Origin of the sequence: Chengkuizengella sediminis (assembly GCF_010078385.1) — a bacterium.
Classification (GTDB): Bacteria; Bacillota; Bacilli; order Paenibacillales; family KCTC-33759; genus Chengkuizengella; species Chengkuizengella sediminis.
Map to the genome: position 1 here is coordinate 134088 of NZ_SIJC01000005.1, position 18109 is coordinate 152196.

The 18109-nt window shown below is 32.0% G+C and carries 17 protein-coding genes and 1 pseudogene; 2 read left to right on the top strand and 16 right to left on the bottom strand.

The window, feature by feature from the left end; translation table 11 throughout:
- Positions 1-209: 209 nt before the first annotated feature.
- Together EPK97_RS12025 and EPK97_RS22225 are read right to left on the bottom strand one after the other, a co-directional pair.
- Complete coding sequence (locus tag EPK97_RS12025) at positions 210-1334, bottom strand: HD domain-containing protein (protein WP_162036868.1); 1125 nt, start codon at positions 1332-1334, stop codon at positions 210-212.
- A gap of 96 nt (positions 1335-1430) precedes the next feature.
- Positions 1431-1934, bottom strand: a complete 504-nt coding sequence (locus EPK97_RS22225) for a DUF402 domain-containing protein (protein ID WP_162036869.1) — start codon at positions 1932-1934, stop codon at positions 1431-1433.
- A gap of 168 nt (positions 1935-2102) precedes the next feature.
- Here EPK97_RS22225 and EPK97_RS12035 point away from each other — a divergent pair, with 168 nt between their 5' ends.
- On the top strand, positions 2103-2267 hold the full coding sequence (locus EPK97_RS12035; protein ID WP_162036870.1) for a hypothetical protein: 165 nt from the start codon (positions 2103-2105) through the stop codon (positions 2265-2267).
- 133 nt (positions 2268-2400) lie between these two features.
- On the opposite strand, the gene EPK97_RS12040 is transcribed toward EPK97_RS12035, so the two are convergent.
- The 9 genes from EPK97_RS12040 to EPK97_RS12075 all read right to left on the bottom strand — a co-directional run bounded on the left by EPK97_RS12040 (position 2401) and on the right by EPK97_RS12075 (position 10150).
- On the bottom strand, positions 2401-3891 hold the full coding sequence (locus EPK97_RS12040) for an aldehyde dehydrogenase family protein (RefSeq protein ID WP_420826791.1): 1491 nt from the start codon (positions 3889-3891) through the stop codon (positions 2401-2403).
- 33 nt (positions 3892-3924) lie between these two features.
- On the bottom strand, positions 3925-5274 hold the full coding sequence (gene gabT, locus EPK97_RS12045; protein WP_205690260.1) for a 4-aminobutyrate--2-oxoglutarate transaminase: 1350 nt from the start codon (positions 5272-5274) through the stop codon (positions 3925-3927).
- Between the two features lie 567 nt (positions 5275-5841).
- On the bottom strand, positions 5842-6324 hold the full coding sequence (locus tag EPK97_RS12050) for an NADAR family protein (RefSeq protein WP_162036872.1): 483 nt from the start codon (positions 6322-6324) through the stop codon (positions 5842-5844).
- A gap of 23 nt (positions 6325-6347) precedes the next feature.
- Entirely contained in the window at positions 6348-6851 is a 504-nt protein-coding gene (locus EPK97_RS12055; protein ID WP_276609499.1) for an NUDIX domain-containing protein, read from the bottom strand.
- On the bottom strand, positions 6844-7401 hold the full coding sequence (locus EPK97_RS12060; protein ID WP_162036874.1) for a GNAT family N-acetyltransferase: 558 nt from the start codon (positions 7399-7401) through the stop codon (positions 6844-6846). Before EPK97_RS12060 ends, EPK97_RS12055 begins: the two co-directional genes overlap by 8 nt.
- 193 nt (positions 7402-7594) lie before the next feature.
- A complete protein-coding gene (locus tag EPK97_RS12065; protein ID WP_240903798.1) occupies positions 7595-8092 on the bottom strand; it encodes a 2,4'-dihydroxyacetophenone dioxygenase family protein in 498 nt (165 codons plus the stop codon).
- Positions 8089-8850 (bottom strand): aminoglycoside adenylyltransferase domain-containing protein, encoded by a 762-nt coding sequence (locus EPK97_RS12070; RefSeq protein ID WP_162036875.1) that lies wholly within the window; start codon positions 8848-8850, stop codon positions 8089-8091. The genes EPK97_RS12065 and EPK97_RS12070 overlap by 4 nt, the downstream gene beginning before the upstream one ends.
- Before the next feature lie 49 nt (positions 8851-8899).
- A complete protein-coding gene (locus tag EPK97_RS22600) occupies positions 8900-9046 on the bottom strand; it encodes a GNAT family N-acetyltransferase (protein ID WP_420826792.1) in 147 nt (48 codons plus the stop codon).
- A 246-nt stretch (positions 9047-9292) separates the two neighbouring features.
- Entirely contained in the window at positions 9293-10150 is an 858-nt protein-coding gene (locus EPK97_RS12075) for an aminoglycoside 6-adenylyltransferase (protein WP_162036876.1), read from the bottom strand.
- Between the two features lie 484 nt (positions 10151-10634).
- Between EPK97_RS12075 and EPK97_RS12080 the strand changes: the two genes are divergently transcribed.
- Entirely contained in the window at positions 10635-11429 is a 795-nt protein-coding gene (locus tag EPK97_RS12080; RefSeq protein ID WP_162036877.1) for a hypothetical protein, read from the top strand.
- Positions 11430-11785: 356 nt separating this feature from the next.
- On the opposite strand, the pseudogene tnpB reads toward EPK97_RS12080, so the two are convergent.
- From tnpB to nrdF, 5 genes and pseudogenes are all read right to left on the bottom strand, one after another.
- Positions 11786-12908, bottom strand: a pseudogene (gene tnpB / locus EPK97_RS12085) (IS200/IS605 family element RNA-guided endonuclease TnpB).
- Between the two features lie 113 nt (positions 12909-13021).
- Positions 13022-13786, bottom strand: coding sequence for a YqjF family protein (locus EPK97_RS12090; protein ID WP_476695767.1), 765 nt, complete (start codon positions 13784-13786; stop codon positions 13022-13024).
- 247 nt (positions 13787-14033) lie between these two features.
- The gene (locus tag EPK97_RS12095; protein ID WP_162036879.1) at positions 14034-15398 is read right to left on the bottom strand and encodes a hypothetical protein; all 1365 of its coding nucleotides are present in this window, start codon (positions 15396-15398) and stop codon (positions 14034-14036) included.
- 595 nt (positions 15399-15993) lie between these two features.
- Complete coding sequence (locus EPK97_RS12100) at positions 15994-16473, bottom strand: DinB family protein (protein ID WP_162036880.1); 480 nt, start codon at positions 16471-16473, stop codon at positions 15994-15996.
- Between the two features lie 669 nt (positions 16474-17142).
- Positions 17143-18099 (bottom strand): class 1b ribonucleoside-diphosphate reductase subunit beta, encoded by a 957-nt coding sequence (gene nrdF, locus EPK97_RS12105; protein ID WP_162036881.1) that lies wholly within the window; start codon positions 18097-18099, stop codon positions 17143-17145.
- Positions 18100-18109 lie beyond the last annotated feature (10 nt).

Consider the following 18109-nt stretch of genomic DNA (forward strand, 5'->3'; position numbering starts at 1 on the left):
TTTCTCCTTTCGGTGACTGAACTTTTAAACTCTTTTTCCATAAAAATCATTTTTGACTAAACACGATCCTGTAATTTCTTTTGTCATTTTTTCTATCCTCTCATAGTAGTCTTGGAAGTCAATCAATCACTAACCTAAAAACGGAGTTATAATGAACAATAATCCAGAGCAAATCAACAAGTCTCGTAGTAAGTGATCGTTATAGTCTGTTAAGTACTTATAGATTCATTTAAAAAATATACTCGTCGTATTGATGACATTTCCATCATTGTTTGAATATGCTCTGATTGATGTTTAATATCAAAACTTTGCTTTTCATTTAAGACAAAAATGCCACCAGTATATGAACTATAGTTTTTGTTTTCTTCTATTACAACCCCTATTTCACATGCGATATCTGAAAATGATTCTTCATATTTCAAACTACGTTTAGGTGATAAATACAACATCGCTAAGTTGGCTAGTTCTTTATTTTCTTCCATCGTACAGATCTTCGTTATTTCATTTACAAGCGTCTCATCATATATTGAAAGATAATCGTTTATATCAAGTATATCTTCTCTTAAAATGTTTAATAGAGGTTTTGATTCCAATTCTATGTCTTCTTTTATGACTCTTTTATATATTTCTTTTAAAATAAGATCTTTCCCAACAACAAAAGGATGCCCAAAGCCATTCTTATATAACGTTTTCTTCATACTTATCATACATTCAATTTCTGGAACACCATCCACATTTATCATCAGCTTATCCTCTTTAAAACGAAGTGAATCAGTTAAACGGTTTATATCAAAAGGTCTGATTTGAATCCTAGAATAATATAAATCTCGATTCCAAAAATCTAACTGATCTAATGAGAGTGCACCGAAAAGAATTTCTTCAATCATTTTATATGCTCCATCACCTTTTAACACATGTGATACATCTTCCAACAAATTTGGTGTACGCATTAAAATATTTGTGATGTCTTCACTTTCTTCTATGATTCGTATAGACAAATCACCGTGATCATGCCCTGATATACTTTGAAAGCAATGCGAAAATGGACCGTGACCGATATCATGTAATAGGGCGGAAACAGTGGCCACTTTTAACTCATACGATGATAGGGTAATCTCATTGCTCTTCATGAGTTTGGATAAAACTTGTTTACTTAATTCATAAACACCTAATGAATGCTGAAACCTCGTATGTACTGCTTTTTCTTGAAGAAAAAAAGTATTTCCTTGCTGTTTGATTGAGGATAACCTTTGAAATGCTTTTGATTGTATTAAATCTATAATGTCATTATCTTCAATTTGAATCGTTTTATATATAGGGTCTGTGAATTGCATGTTAACCTCCACTCTTTTTCTCTTTATTTCAATATACATCAATTCCGTTATTCATATCTCAAATCAATTATATATACAAAAAGAATATCAAAAAAATCATTTTGTATTTGGGATTTGATTTATATAATTTTCTAATGTACCGTCAAACGGGAAACGTTTGTTTTTTAAGTTTAACTGTAAATCATCTAATGTCTCCCATACTTTGTTCACAACTTCTGCTGGGTAATTATATTTCATTTGATGGGTTTCAAATTCATCTTCATCAAGCACCTTCCACTTGCCATCTCTTTTTACAAAATCTATATCTAAGTCAATAAATGTGAGCAATCCTTTTTTATAATTAGACGGTTTGGCAATGTTACAATAAATATCTCTTGGTTTTCTGTTTTCCACTTCCATAGAAATGGTATACCACTCTTTAAAAGGATAAAGTTCTATCCACCAATTATTAGCAGTAAAAACTATATTTTTAGTATAATGTTTAATTTCAGTTTCTGGATAAGAAAGTATGACAACATATTCATCGTTTAAATCCAACACTTCAGACTGCCATGTATAATGTGGTTTACCATCGTATTTCTGTGCTTGTATAGTGATCACGAATTTAACCTCCAAACATAAAAAACTTCGATTTAAATCCATTTAACTCATCGAGTTTTACATGATTTATTATACCTTTAAACCTTGACTTGAGCTATGCTGAGGAAACCTTTGCTTTTAAATCTAGAATTAATATAATAGTATTTAGGTTAAAGTGAGGTGAAATCATTGCAAATAGATGGTTCTATTGTCTTTCAACTATTCTCATTTCTTATTTTATTTATGATCCCAGTGGTTATTGTATATTTCATACGTGTATCAAGAAGAAAAAAACAGCAGTTGGATTCAATCGAGGAAAAATTAAATAAAGTATTAAATGATACTAATAAGTAATAAACAAACTAAAAAGCCACTTAGTACGATCATGAGTAGAGTTTTAATCTATTCATTCATACTTTAGTGGCTTTTTAAAATACGTTTATAATTTTAAATCATAATTTCTAGTTAACTAAATATATTATTCTATTTATGCAAAATCAACATCGATCTGAGCTCTTTGTAAATCTCCACTGTAATCGATATAAATTGTTTTCCACTCACTGAAGGTGTCTAGAGCTGCTTGCCCAGCTTCACGTTTACCATTCCCAGTATTTTTTGTGCCACCAAATGGCATTTGAATCTCAGCCCCAGAGGTACTGTGGTTAATATATACGATTCCCGTATCCACTTTTCGAACTGCTTTTAATGCTTTACTCAAGTCTCTAGTAAAGATAGCTGAAGATAATCCATAATCTACAGAATTATTCACTTCAATAGCCTCGTCAAAAGTGTCTACAGAAATAATAGATAAAATAGGACCAAAAATTTCTTCAGTTGCAAATGCACTTGAAGGTGATACAGGTCCAATGACGGTAGGCTCAAAATAGTATCCTTCGTCACCTATCTTATTTCCACCACAATGGATTGGAACTCCATCCTTTTTAGCTATGTCTACATATTGCTCAACTCTTTTTAATGCTTGGCTATTAATTAATGGACCCACGTTCACATCATGTTTTATCCCATTTCCGATTTTTAATTGTGCTACTTCCTCTAATAATAGTGGTGTTAGTTCTTCTAAAACAGATTTTTGAACAATGATACGACTAGTAGAAGTACATCTTTGTCCTGTAGTTCCAAAAGCACCCCAAGCAATTGCACGAGCAGCTAAAGGTAAATCTGCATCTTCCAATACAATAATAGCATTTTTCCCTCCTAATTCTAGGGAAACTTGCTTATGATTTGAAGCACATGCTTGATAAACCTTTTGTCCTACATGTGTTGATCCTGTAAAAGAAATTAAGGATACATCAGGATGTGAAACTAATGCTTCCCCAACTTTCTCTTCTCCACCAACTACTAAATTAATAACCCCTTCAGGTAACCCAGCATTCATCATACATTTTACAAATTCTGCTGCGATTCCTGAAGTATTTGGTGAAGGCTTCCAAACGACGGTATTTCCCACGATTAGGGATGGGAATATTTTCCACGATGGTACAGCAACAGGGAAATTAAACGCTGAAATCGCACCTATGACCCCTAATGGCTCTCTTATTGCCATTGCCATTTTATTAGGAAGCTCTGAAGGAACAACTTCTCCACTTAACCTTCTTCCTTCTCCTCCCATATAATAAGCCATATCAATCGCTTCTTGTATCTCTCCTTCAGATTCCGTGATCACTTTTCCCATTTCTAAAGTCATCAATTCACTAAGCTCTTGTTTTCTTTTCTTTAGTTCCTCCGCAATTTTGAATAACATTTCTCCTCTTTTAGGGGGTGGGAAACTTGACCACTCTTTAAATGCTCTTTTAGAAGATTCAACAGCACGCTGCACATCCACCTCAGTTGCAATGTTTACAGTAGAGACAGGTTCCAACGTTGCAGGATTAATATTTGTGATCGTGTTGTCATTGAATTCATCCCATTTTCCATCAATAAAATTGCTTACTTTTAGAACATTATTATTATTCATCATATCCACCCTTTTTAACTTTATATAGTATCAACCTTATGACTTTACAGTTTCCACAGACTCAATAACTTCAGTAATAATGGATAATGCCTCATCTAGTTGTTCATTGGTAATAACTAAAGGGCATAAAAATCTTAATACATTTCCATATATACCAGCTTTAAATAAAATCACACCTCTTTGAACACATTCTTGAATAATTCTTGTGGTTTGTTCAGTAGCTGGCTCTCTAGTAGAATGGTCATTCACTAATTCGATCGCGACCATAGCTCCAACTCCTCTGATCTCACCCACTAAAGAAGATTTCTCAGAAATAGCTTCAAATGTCGCTCTTATTTTTCCACCAATTTCGTTAGCTCTATGTCCTAAATCCAACTTATCGTACGCTTCTAATACTGCAAGTCCTGCAGAACAAGCAACAGGATTTCCTACAAATGTTCCTCCGATTGCACCATCACCAGCTGCATCCATAATTTCTGCCTTCCCTATTACACCTGATAAAGGTAACCCTGCAGCAATAGATTTGCCTACTGTAATTAAGTCAGGTTCTAACCCAAAATGCTCTGATGCAAAAAATCTCCCTGTTCTTCCAAATCCAGTCTGTACTTCATCAACGATAAAAAGAATACCTAAGTCTTTACATAATTGTTGTACTCGATTTAAATACCCAATAGGAGGTACGATAAATCCAGCTTCACCTTGAATCGGTTCGATAATGACAGCTGCTGTTTCTTCTGCAGCGACTCTATATTCAAACACATTTTTCAATTGCTCTATAGCAATATCACATACTTCTTCTTCATTTGGATGACCAGGCCAACGGTAAGTATAAGGATAAGGAATTCGATAAACATCTGAAGCAAAAGGCCCCATTTCTGCTTTATATGGTCTTACTTTACTAGTTAGAGTAAGAGCCATGTATGTCCTACCATGAAAAGCACCTTCAAAACAAATAACTGCTTTTTTGCCCGTATATTTTCTAGCAATTTTCACAGCACTTTCTACAGCTTCAGCACCAGAATTTAAAAAACAAGCTTTTTTATGAAATGTTCCAGGAGCTTTTGTACATAGCTTTTCTGCTAAATCAATATAGGGTTCGTAGGGGATAACTGTAAAATCAGTATGTGTATATTTTTTACTAGTTTCGATGATCTGATCAACAACTAATGGGTTGCTGTGTCCTACATTTAGAGAACCCACACCACCAGCCAAGTCTATAAAAGTATTATCATCTATGTCTCTAATAACAGCACCATTGGCTTCTTTAATAATAGAGGGGACTAGGCTTTTTTTTACTTTTGCTTCAGCAACAAACCGTTCCATTTTATCCATAATTACTTTTGATTTTGGTCCCGGTAAATCAGTTTTTATGTTTGCATATGTCAAAATAAATCACCTCTTATATTTTTTGCTTAGTACCATTTGATTACAGCCTTCTTTCCAGTTATACGTAAGATAACACCCCCAAATAAACCACTATTCCTTAAAGGTAAGAGGTTAACAATCAACTAAATTGTCTAGTAGTTTCATATTCAATTTGTAAATCTAATCTTATCGCTTTATGAATCATGTATATTAATAAATACGTTTTTCACAGAAAAAAAGAACATGTATAAAGTACATTTTCTTTCATAAAAAATACTGACTTTAGTGTTTAGAACAAACCTTGATCTACCATTAATTTTGTAAGCCCTTTCATAATTATTCCTACGATTAGAAAGTACAAAAAGAACGACACGCAAGTATATATCCTCACCTTTAATTACTTATATTTTAATTTAATACAAGCTAATGGTCAATCATTATTTTCCATATCACTGGATAAATTAACAATATATTACTTTAACGCATTCTAGCTTTATAACTTTATAAAACTACCTTATTAATCTACTAAAAATGCCACCAAACAATTAAATTAACTAACTTTTCGTAGCTTAGGTGACATTTAAACACTTATTTTTCTGTTACAATCATATCTTCTCTTATTTGTGTTAATATTTCACCTAACCAATTCGTACCTTTCCAGGTTTTTCGATTTAATATTTTAGGATTATCCTCACTTAAGCCTACTCCCCATATTGGATCTACTGGACTAGCTTCTACTATGGTGGTTCCTTTCGTTTCAAGTAGTTTTTGTTTTAACTGTTTGTTTTGCGTAAACTTTGCAAAATTCCCATCGTAAACAATCTTTTTGCAATTTGATTCCCATATTTCTTGGTCAAAATTTTTCACTTTTCTCCCTAATTTTTTTTGATCACTCGGTGAGGAGCTCTTTAGTATCTTTTCTGCGATTAGATGATCCTCAAATAACTTTGCTTTCATAAACATCATGTATTGTTCTGTACAATTAAATAGAATTTGATCTACTATAAAATTACATTTGTGCCATTGTGAAAATGGAGATGCGGTTCTCCAAAAAAATGTGAATTTTTCCATTCTTTTTATATCCCCCTATTAAATTATGTTTTTAACCTTTTTTCTAATGCTACATTAAGAATCAAGTGTACTAAATTATGATCATTTATAACATAAGGTACTTCACTAGGCTCAACCCATATTCTTGAAATGGATTCATTTTCACGGTTAAAGGGCAAACATTCTGTTATATTCATACTATAAAATAATTGGTATCCTATTTTCGGATATTTCCCATTAGGGTCATACATAGGATTTTCCGCTTGATTGACTTCAATCATTCCTAAATATTCACAATCCCCTTTAACATATCCTTCTTCCAATACTTCTCTATGTAAAGCTTGTTCAGGAGTTTCACCTTCGTCTACATGTCCTCCCGGATGATTAAATCCTCTTCCTTTAATTTTTACTAATAGAACTTTATGACCTTTAATACAGATACTGTGTACACTAGTTACTTTATCTAGAGGAGGTAATTTATTAGTAGGAATCCAAGTTAGTTTTACTTTGTGTCCATCCCAATTTACATATATACAATTATTACTCAATGTTCTCATACCTCAAAACTTCAGATAGAGATGGACACTCTTCCCTAAGAAGTGATAACAGATCTACATCCTGATATGTTCCTCTTAAAAATACGGCTTTTCTTTTCACTCCTTCAAACTTATATCCACACTTTTCAGCTACTTTGCGACTCCCAATGTTATTGACATTCACAATAATTTCCAGACGTTGAATTGGTTTTAATTCAAATAAATAAGCAGAAAAAATACGGAGTGCTTCAGAAGTTATCCCTTTTCCCATATTTTCTTTTTTATATATTTGATACCCAATTTCATATCCTTGCATATATTTATCATTTTTAAAATATATAATATCTCCTAATATACTGCCTGCTTTATCAGTAATCAGCATTCTACCATACTCTTCATTCCAATAGCCTGTTTCTTTAAACTTTTTTTGAAAATCTGGCTGAGATGGCAAATGAAGTGGTAAATACTCCCCTCTCTCGGATAAATCATTGGTAAGTTTAAATAACTCCTCAAGATCTTTTTCTTTAATTGTTCTAAGTATAATATTTTTCCCTTCTATCATAATATGATGTCCTCCTAATCATTTACTCAATACTCCATTTGGTTCTACGATAAGTAATAAACTTTTTTTCCTGAGCTCTGCCTTTGTATCGATCTTGATTATTTAATAGTTCATCCATATTATAAAATTTCCCTATTCCATAATAAATAGGTAGGGAAAATCCACGTTCTTAAAACTTATAGTGAAATATATATTAGTAAATTAAATCCTCACAAACCTCTAAATTATTCTCATTACAATGGCTACGATATTTGTGCAAAACAGTATAAACATCATCTTGTCCAATGATCGTATTATCATCATCAAAGTATTGAAGAGTGCCACCTAAAATAAACAAAGAAACAACCTCTTCATCTAATGTGATAAATGTATGGATATCTCCAGGTGGTTCAAATATAAATGTTCCTGGTTTTGCAATCCAATCCCTTTCAGCATATCTCCATTCCCCTGCTAGGGTATATCCAATCACACTCCCACCTGTATGTCTGTGGCGAGCGAGCACTTTATTAGGTTTTATCTTAAATAAATACGTCCATGTCCCTGTATTTAAATCAAATCTTAAAGGTTTAAAATAACTGTTGCCATCGTCAAAAGGTACCCAAGGTAAGTCTTCCATATTAAATACTCTTTCGGAGAATTGAAATTTTTCTGCAAGGTTAATAACATCTTCTCGAATTAATGGTTCCATCATCGTATCCTTTCTATCATTTTTTGAATCTCATTTAACATATAATCGGCGAATTCATTTAGTACTTGATGACTATAGTCCAATCCTGTTAAGTCACTCATATATACATTCACTGCATTTTCTACTACATTATGATATTGAGTTGGGAGGTTTTCTTTGCCCCACTCCCCACCTTCAAGTTTTGAACAAATCACATTCTCTTTCAAATAATATAAAACCCTACACAAATTTAAAATAATATAAACTGGATCTTCTAAGATCTCACTCTTTGCATTACAAACATCGTAATATATAGAGTTAATATAGACTTCTCTCGGTACTTCATTAAATACCTCTTCTATTTCTTTCCCATATAAACAAATCCCTCTATGGACAACTATATTTAACTGAGCTGCTAAATCTGGATCTTCAGAATCACCACAAATATAATTATGATCAGATAAATATCTGTCTCTATGAAAATTAGAATAATGAAGTTCAAATGGTGTTGGATACACAACTTTTTTTGCATATTCCTCTAAAATTATGCTCATCTCTATTCCCTTTGGAGGTACATTTTCTAAATGAATAATTGCATTAATCAATTCTTTTTTTGTATTTAGTAGGATAGGTTTATTTACTACAACTAGAAAATCTATATCACTTGACGGGTTATAACAATCCATCGCTAATGAACCATGTAAATATATGCCCACAAGATTTTCGTCTAATATATTTTTATATCGCTCTATTACCATATTTAATATTTTAAAAGGGTCCAAGTTCTCACCTCATTTTACAAATAAATTTTTAATCATTAAATAAATGTTATTAACCATAATCAATCCAGAATGTCGCTTTTTCTATAGCCATTTTTCCAAATCCGTGTTTTCTATAATTTTCGTGAATGACTACATTTTCTATCAATCCATATGGTCTAGAACTTCTAGTTAAGTTTTTAACGATGACTAAAAACACACGATGAAACGATTTTCTCTTGGTGTGTTACGACAATAATTTTCATATAATCATCCAACATGATCTCATTCCAATGGTTATATAAATGTTCGTCTTTATGAAGTTCAGGGTCTTGAGGATTTAGAAATTTGTATAACAATAAAAGGTCATCTAATTCATCTTACTGAATTAATCTAGCTTCAGCCATATTCATATCACCTTCTTTATAAAATATTAAACCGGTATTCATATGTGAAATGAATGAAATTAAACGATTTTCTTTGCGTCTTTGGGAAGGTTTTGAACTTTTTTAAGATATTCAGTTACTTTTTCATCATCTTCAATTGGATATTCATAACCAAGATGCTCTGCTGTGTCCAATCCTAGTTTTCTAAATAATTTTCCTGCTTCAAAAAGCGATTCCCAAATTTCTTCATAACTTGATCCAGAATATGTTTTTTCAAAAGATTGCCATAACTCTATTGGTAAGTGATTTTTGTAATATTTTCCAAGTGACCCTGTGTTTACTTTCCAATCATTTTTGCTACCTATGTACCAAGAAATCAACTCAAGCATATGATCTTTCATGACGACATCATATATGTATTTTGCATAGGATAATTGATCTCTCCAAATGCTTTTTGCCACATAAGTTGAACACCACCAGAAATTATTACAAGCTTTATCAAACTTTTGTTTCGTTGGTTTTTGTGTATAATAATTCTCATCATTTGCAGGTTCGAATTCAGGTAATATGTTGTCTTTATCCAAAAGCGCTACTTTAAGACTATCTTCCAAACACTTATCTATTTTCTCTATTGAACGAATCAACAGATCTATTCTTACCCCATCTTCAAATATCATTAAAAATATATAAGATTCTGAACCATTCTCATCGATATCATTTTGTTGCATAATGATCGTCTCACCAAAATGTTGAATCCACTCTTGATGATCAACGAAATATTTAGGATCTTTCACTAGAAACACTACATCATAATCACTAAATAAATCATTTGTGATATTTGGATTAGCACGTGATCCATTTATGATGACTGCTCTTACCATATCATTATTCTCTGCATATGTTAGAATTTGACTCATTACTACATCTTCTTTTCTCATATATGACACCTCATAGTTTTGAAATTTTCCAACTACTGTAAGTAAATACTGACAGGCATATTGCTCTATATCATATCATCCAGTATACAAGCACATCATATTAATTGCATCAATTTTCCTCAATTCCTATTACAAAAAGAAACAACTATGAAGACCCTTTATAAAGGATCTTCCTCTTAAAATCACTTCATAAATAGAAATAAAACCCTTTTTATATATTTTCTATAAAAAACTATTAAATGTTAAAAATTTGTAAAAATTGATTAATATATGTTGTATTTTTTTTCATATCATATTATAATACAAATGGTCAAACCATTTTACCATTACATATTATGTTATCTACATGTGAATATTTTTTTATAAAAGCAGGTGATATATGGTCTATTTTTTTATTTACTAATTGTTTGTGCTAATCCATTAAGTGATGTGATTTAAGCTCTTGTAATCTCTATAAAATTCTGAATATGAAAGGAGAGAACTAATGTATAAAAATAGAAAGTTCAATTTGTTTGTCATTATAACTTTATTCGTTTTATCTCTTCCAATTTCAGCATCTGCAGCAACTGCACCTGCTGGAGAACCGATGAGTTTTAACATCGATGTATGTGATGAAATCAGAGTTCCATACAGTTCTGAGAAACATCAAGGTTGCGTTGAAGCTAGTGGGACAGTGACATTAAATGATCTAAATGCAGAATTAGATATATTTGCAGACGTTTATGTCATTGAAGCTCCAAGAGGTCCAGATAGTCCTACTACTCCACCGAGAATCAATGAATCTATTCGTGCTGAGTGGTTATTGTTTACTGAGGATGGACAAGAAAAGAGCCTCATCCTTGGTGGGGATAACATCAGCAGAGTTTCTGAAATAGTTGAACAAGACGGTTCATTTACAGATGGAATTCTTACTATTTATGCTACGTTAAAAGTTAATGGTGGTTCTGTAGACATAAGAGAATCTTTTAGTTTTAATTTACAAAAAGATATTCTTCTTGATAAAAGTGGGATCTTAGATAGAGAAGATGATCGTGTAGACTATCAAATAGTTCCTGTTGGAGATTCTATAACAGTAGATTTACAAGTGATTGAGGGAAATGCACCGATCAACTGGATTCTTTTTGATCAAGAGGATAATATGGTAGCTTGGTTAGATTCTCAAAATAATAGTCAACAAATAGCTGAACTTATCTTTGGAGAGCAATACAGACTTAGTATATATACTTGGGAAACTGATGAAGAGTCAGTTCGTTATGAAGTTACTGTTACTGGATATTGATCCACATAAAACTATATCTAAATATATTTTATAGAGATTCACAATAAGAGTTTCTAACAAATCACATCATTTATATGATTAGACAAAGAATGGTAAGTTAAATCTTCTCTCATATATTCTAATCAAATGATCAGAATATAGATTACAGGAAGGGAATACAAATCCCTTCCTTTTCTAATGAGACAAAACAATACTTAACTAAAAATATTGGAAAATAACCATTTCTATAATTGAGAGACATATTTATCTATCATCTTTAATGAGTTACCCTAATCAATTGAACACTCCCACCACTTAACTCTTTTCGTTTGAAGTGGAGGATTCCTAAGTACAGAAACCTAATGGTCTCTAATGGATTAGGCTATCCCCGTAGTTCCTACGGTTAAGAGACGAATGGCTTCGTTTCTTAGATTAAGTCCTGCGTTAATATCTCGATCATGATGAGTATGGCAAGATGGGCATTCCCATTCTCGAAAATTAAGATTCTTAACGTCTTTGTTTTTGTAGCCGCAATGAGAACAAAGTTGGCTTGAAGCGAATGTTTTAGATACAGCAATCACATCTTTGCCATACCATTTTGCTTTATACTCCAGCATGCTGCGAAACTTTACCCAAGAGACTTCCGTTATTGCTTTTGCTAGATTTCCGTTTTTGAGCATGTTTTTTACTTGCAAGTCTTCTAACCCGATAATGTCGTGGTTTTTGACAACTTCGGTTGAAATTTTTTGCAAATAATCATTTCTAGCATTGGATATTTTTTCTTGGATACACGCCACTTTCATTCGTTGTTTATTCCAGTTTGAACTGTCTTTTGTACGTCTAGAAAGAATGCGCCTAAGCTTTAGCTAACTTTTTTTCTAAGTTTCTAAAGAACTTAGGATTAGTATATGTAGTGCCATCCGAAAGGGTAGCAAACTGTTTTAATCCAACATCAATTCCAATGAATGAACCTGTTTTCTTTAGTGAATGAACTTGAGTTTCTACTGAAAGTGAAACAAAATATTTACCACTCGGATTTCGTCTAATGGTGGCATTGATAATTCTACCGTCTACTTCACGACTTTTAGCGAACTTAACGAGACCAAGTTTAGGTAGTTTGAGTTTGTTATTGATGATGGCAATATTTCCGTTGGTATGCTTCGTGGTATAAGATTGAACTTTATTCTTCTTCGATTTAAACTTAGGAGCATCATTTTGCTTTTTGAAGAAACGGTCAAAAGAATCTGATAGATGACGAAGTGAAGATTGCAAAGCAATGCTATCCACTTCTTTTAACCACATGAATTCTCTCTTTAGTTTGGGTAATTCAGAGGAGCATGTTCCATACGATAAGCCTTTTCCTGTTTCTTTATATGTATCATTCCACAAACCTAAGAAACGATTAAACACAAAACGACTGCAACCCATCGTTTTATGGATTAGGATTTCTTGTTTCTTTGTAGGATATATGCGAAATTTACAGGCTTTATTGACTAACATTTTCTCACCTCGCTTAGTTTCATTTCACAACAAAATTGAAGTAAAAACAAACATTTGTTCGAGTGTGCAGATGCATTCATCCCCCACTTAACTTTCACTCATTCCACATTGTTTCAGTTTAAAGTGGGGGTCTTATGCTGGGAATAGATAAAATCACCTACCTTTGTTAATTTCCAAAGTAAAGCATCCATTTTTTTAGAAAAATGTAATATAGGTTTGTCAGAAGATAAATTTATTCCTATCGGTGAAGTCATTGAATTCTCCACAATCTCAGCTTCTGCATGTTGAAGTTCCCAGGGAAGATGATGAATATCTCCTCTATACAAATAATTCTTATCATTACAAAATAAACAGTATCTTTCGGTTAACCAATAATCGAACGAATCCCTAATTGATCTGTAGGGTTTTGATGTAGGTTTATAACTCCCAGTAAAACCTGCCAATACTTTATCCTTCCCCTTCCTCTTACTTTCATAATAGTTGTTATCCGACCTACTGGTATGTTTTATATTTGCATAAAAATAATTTAATGCAAATAATTTCCTAGACATGAAAACAGCCAAATGATTCATAGCATCTAAACTAAAGAAATACACACCAGCCTTGCCTTTATATTTCACATAAGTTCTTACATTGATTTCTGGAAAGTTAGAAGTGAAAGGTAATGTTGGTAAAAATCTTATTCTTATATTACTCATATGAAAAGGAACTACACCAATCCAAGCAAACCCATCATACTCGTCTATTTTTAAACTAGAAGGTATTACATCTCGTATATCCTTGACACGGACAGGCCAATGAGCAAACAATAAATCGTTCCAGGTTTGTTTCATTATCCATGGTGTTGAAGGTACAGGAAACTCTCGATGTTGTGTTATTTTTAAAATTTCATTACTCATTTCACATCACCTTAAACTGTTCAAATTATAATTGTATAGCGAATTTAGAACCCTATCCATAGCTTTATCATATTGAAATACTTCTACACCTATTATACACTTGCATATAAATTTATATAAAATTTAAATAATCCTTTTGAACATTTCAAATTGATGATTTGTTAATCTGGTATAATCATCCTGTATATGAATCTATTAACTCATTGGAAACGCCATATCTCCCTTCTTAACCGAACCCCCTTTTACCTTTGACAAATCGAGTTCCCGTAAGTGTAATCGGACCCAATAAAGGAACATTCGCATCAGGTGGTGCACTCACAACCACCTGATAGGTTACATTTTTTTCTAAAGTTTTAATGACATCCACAGTTTCTTGTGAAAATATTTGTCCAATATTATCATCACTAAAAGTATCAAGTTCGGTTTCCGCCATATAAATTGGTATCGGTACATTATTTTTTAATATTCTGTAATCTATGATAGGTTCAAAAGTCGTATTATTAGTTAAATGAAAAATACTGTTTAACCAAATACGATCCCCTGGTTTTAAACAATCAAAAGTAATTTTTGCAACAAAAGTGGGGTTAATAGAGTCTGTAGAAATCATATCCACTATTGTAATAGGAGTTTTTTCAGGGGTAACGAACTCAAATTGTTTAACCTCAACTTTATTCAAGGATAAACCATTTTTTCCATCGGAAAATTGAGTTCCCGTAAACGTAATTGGACCCAATAAAATAACATTTGTATTCATCATATCGGATGTACTCACAACCACCTGATAGGTTACATTTTTTTCTAAAGTTTTAATGACATCCACAGTTTCTTGTAAAAATATTTGTCCTATATTATCATCACCAGAAGTATCAAGTTCGGTTTTCGCAGTATAAAAGGGCACATTATTTTTTAATATTCTGTGATCTATCATGGGCTCTGTCTCCCCCGGCTGGAAATTAGTTAAATGAAAAATACTGTTTAACCAAATACGATCCCCTGGTTTTAAACAGTCAAAAGTAATTTTTCCCACAACAGTAGGTTTATTAAAGTCTTCGGAAATTTTTGTCCCCATCCCGGGGCTATTTTCAGGAGTATCGAACTCAAATTGTTTGATCTCTACTTTATTCAATGGTAAATCATTTTTTTCGTCGGCATATCGAGTACCCGTAAACGTAATCGGACCCAATAAAGAAACATTTGGAATATCAAAATCGGCTGATGCACTCACAACCACCTGATAGGTTACATTTTTTTCTAAAGTTTTAATGACATCCACAGTTTCTTGTGAAAATATTTGTCCTATATTATCTTCATTATTAGAATCAATTTCGGTTTCCGCCATATAAATTGGTATCGGTACATTATTTTTTAATATTCTGTAATCTATGATAGGTTCAAAAGTCGTATTATTTGTTAAATGAAAAATACTGTTTAACCAGATGCGATCCCCTGGCTTTAAACAATCAAAAGTAATTTTTGCAACAAAAGTGGGGTTAGTAAAGTCTGTAGAAATCATATCCACTATTGTAATAGGAGTATTCACTGAAGGAGAAAACTCAAATTGTTTAACCTCAACTTTATTTTTAAAAGACATTTGATTATAAACCTCTTTTCTTTGTTAGACTTATTTTTATATTTATATAATTCAAACAAGATTGATTTTGTATGGGTGTTAGGAAAAAATGGTCTAATGCCAGCGTGTCAATAAGGGATTTAGTTTAATAAAAATGAAATGTACAACTACGATGAGGCGGCAATCCTGTAGTACCAGACTGGAATCGGCGGATATCAATCACTGCATGCGCATTTAATTGTTTATGATTATGGAATCTTCGAATACCCGTTTTCCTACATGAAGCCTTCAAGTTGTCTAGAATAGACCCCGGTAGCTTCAAATTAGAGTTGTGGTTGCTCCCCATCACTATTAATTAAGTCTTCAATTATCTTTTTCAACTTCAGAAATTCAGGACGATTGTGTTTTATTTCTTTTTCCATGGTTTTCATCTATATAAAAGCCATATTACTTTTCCCCATACTCGAGTTTTTTTGACTCTCATATTACATAAACGTGCCACATTGTTGAAGATCAGAGGGGGAAACATATAACAATATATTCGAATTTAATATGATAATATAAAATAAGTTGCATAAACAAGACTTTGACAAAGTCAAAGTCTTGTTTAAAACTATTAATCCCATATCTTAGGGCGGTCAATTCCCATTGTTCTCATATAATTTAACAACTGACCTGTGTGAACAGATTCGTGATAAGCAATGCGTAATAACATATCCCCAAGTTTTTTAACATAGCCCCCTGCATCAAAAAGGTCTATTTCTATATTTTCTAAGTCGTTTATACTAAATGTTTTAATGTATTTCAAAAATTCCTCACGATAAGGCTGTGCAAATTCAAGTTCATCATCTACTGATATGAATTCTTTTGTTTCAAAGGGATTAAACAAATTAGTTAATGCTTTACCACCTCTTCCTATAAGAATTTGGTGAAATAGAAACTCACCTTGTAATAAATGCCTAATCATTTCAGCACAAGTAAAAGCGTCTTCATCAGGTTTCCAATTTAACATTTCTTCGGGTATAGCTTTCCATACTTTTATACTTCTACTCCTAATTTCTTCAAAATTTAAAATTATTAAATCAGTTGCATGCATCTAAACTCCACCCCTTCACTTCAATTTATTGGTAAAATACCAATATGATTTTTGATGGATTAGAATAATAAAATCAAACTACGTAAATACTCCCTCCTTTAATTTTTTGCCATTCGTATGTCATTCCATTATGTGTAATAAATTATAGGTAAAATCTAATTTCATATCTAGTAGCAACCTTCTATGGATGTTTATGAAAAAATCAAAAAACTTCAGAATATTGATAATAATTTGAAAAATATACATAATTAAGTATAAAAATGACGCTTTACATGTTAGCTTGCTAGCATATATAATGGGGCTATTCGGAACATAATTGACAAAAAAAGCTTACCCAAATAAGAACGTAAGGTCAGGTAAGAGAAGTGAATATTATTAATTAAAGTAATCTTCAACAATATGGCGCGATTATGGAATAACATTGAGTAGAAAATAATCAATCTTTTTTATAAAAACCAAGTAGATAATGTCCAATAGACCGCTCGATCTATTCTTCACTTCTACTATATAAAAAAAATAGTAGTGCGAACCAATGCCTTGGTCTGCACTACTAATCTACTATAGAGAGTATTAATCTTCCTATAAGTACACCATTTTATTCTATTTCAAGTAATATTTTGTATTCATTGATATTAAAAATAAGAGTGGGTTATTTTCCTTCGTTACAAATTAAATATCAAACACAAAATCATCATCAGTCAATTTCTCAACATTTAAGGTCTTAATATAACCATTCCCTTTTGTTGAAAAGAAATCATGGTTTTTAGTATTTGTATTCAAACCATTTAAAACGATCGCATTAATTTCTTCGTCTGGAAAACTTGGCTCTAGACCTAAATTCATTAAGGATTTATTCGCATTGTATCTGCTAAATTGTTTCACATCTTCCTGTATTCCTAATGGACCATATAATTCATTGGCATAGTTTTCTTCATTTAAATATAATTCTTGTAATAGTAGTTTCACTTTTAAATCCGCTTCTAGCTTTTCTTCATCATCTAATTCTTTGTAAATTTCTTGCGCTAACAATCCAATATAAACACCATGTATAGATTCATCTCTTATAATCAAATTAATGATTTCACCACTGTGGACTAGTTTTCCTTGTCCTGCCAAAAACAAAGGATAATAGAAACCGCTGTAGAATAAAAAAGATTCTAAAAAAACACTGGAAACCATCGCCAAATATTGATCTAATTTAGTATTAATATTTTGATAATTAGTAGAGATGATTTTCGCTTTCTTTTGAAGATATTCGTTCCCTTCTACCCATCCAAATATTTCATTGATCTCTTCAGTGGTACATAAAGTTGAAAAAATACTGCTATAGCTTTTTGCATGAATATGTTCCATTGCTCCCATAAAACCCAACACACTTTTCTGTTGTAAACCATCAAGATTTTGACTAATCATTGGCATACCGATTCCACCTTGTTCTGTATCTAACAAAGTGAGTCCACCCAAAACTTTTTTATAAACTTCCTTCTCTGTATCATTTAATTCCATCCAACTCATTTTGTCTTCAGATAAAGGAATTTCTGTATCTATCCAAAATTGCAACAAATTTTGATCCCAAAACATTTTCGTAAACTCATCATCTGGTTGATTCCAATTTACAGCTTTCATCATTCCACTC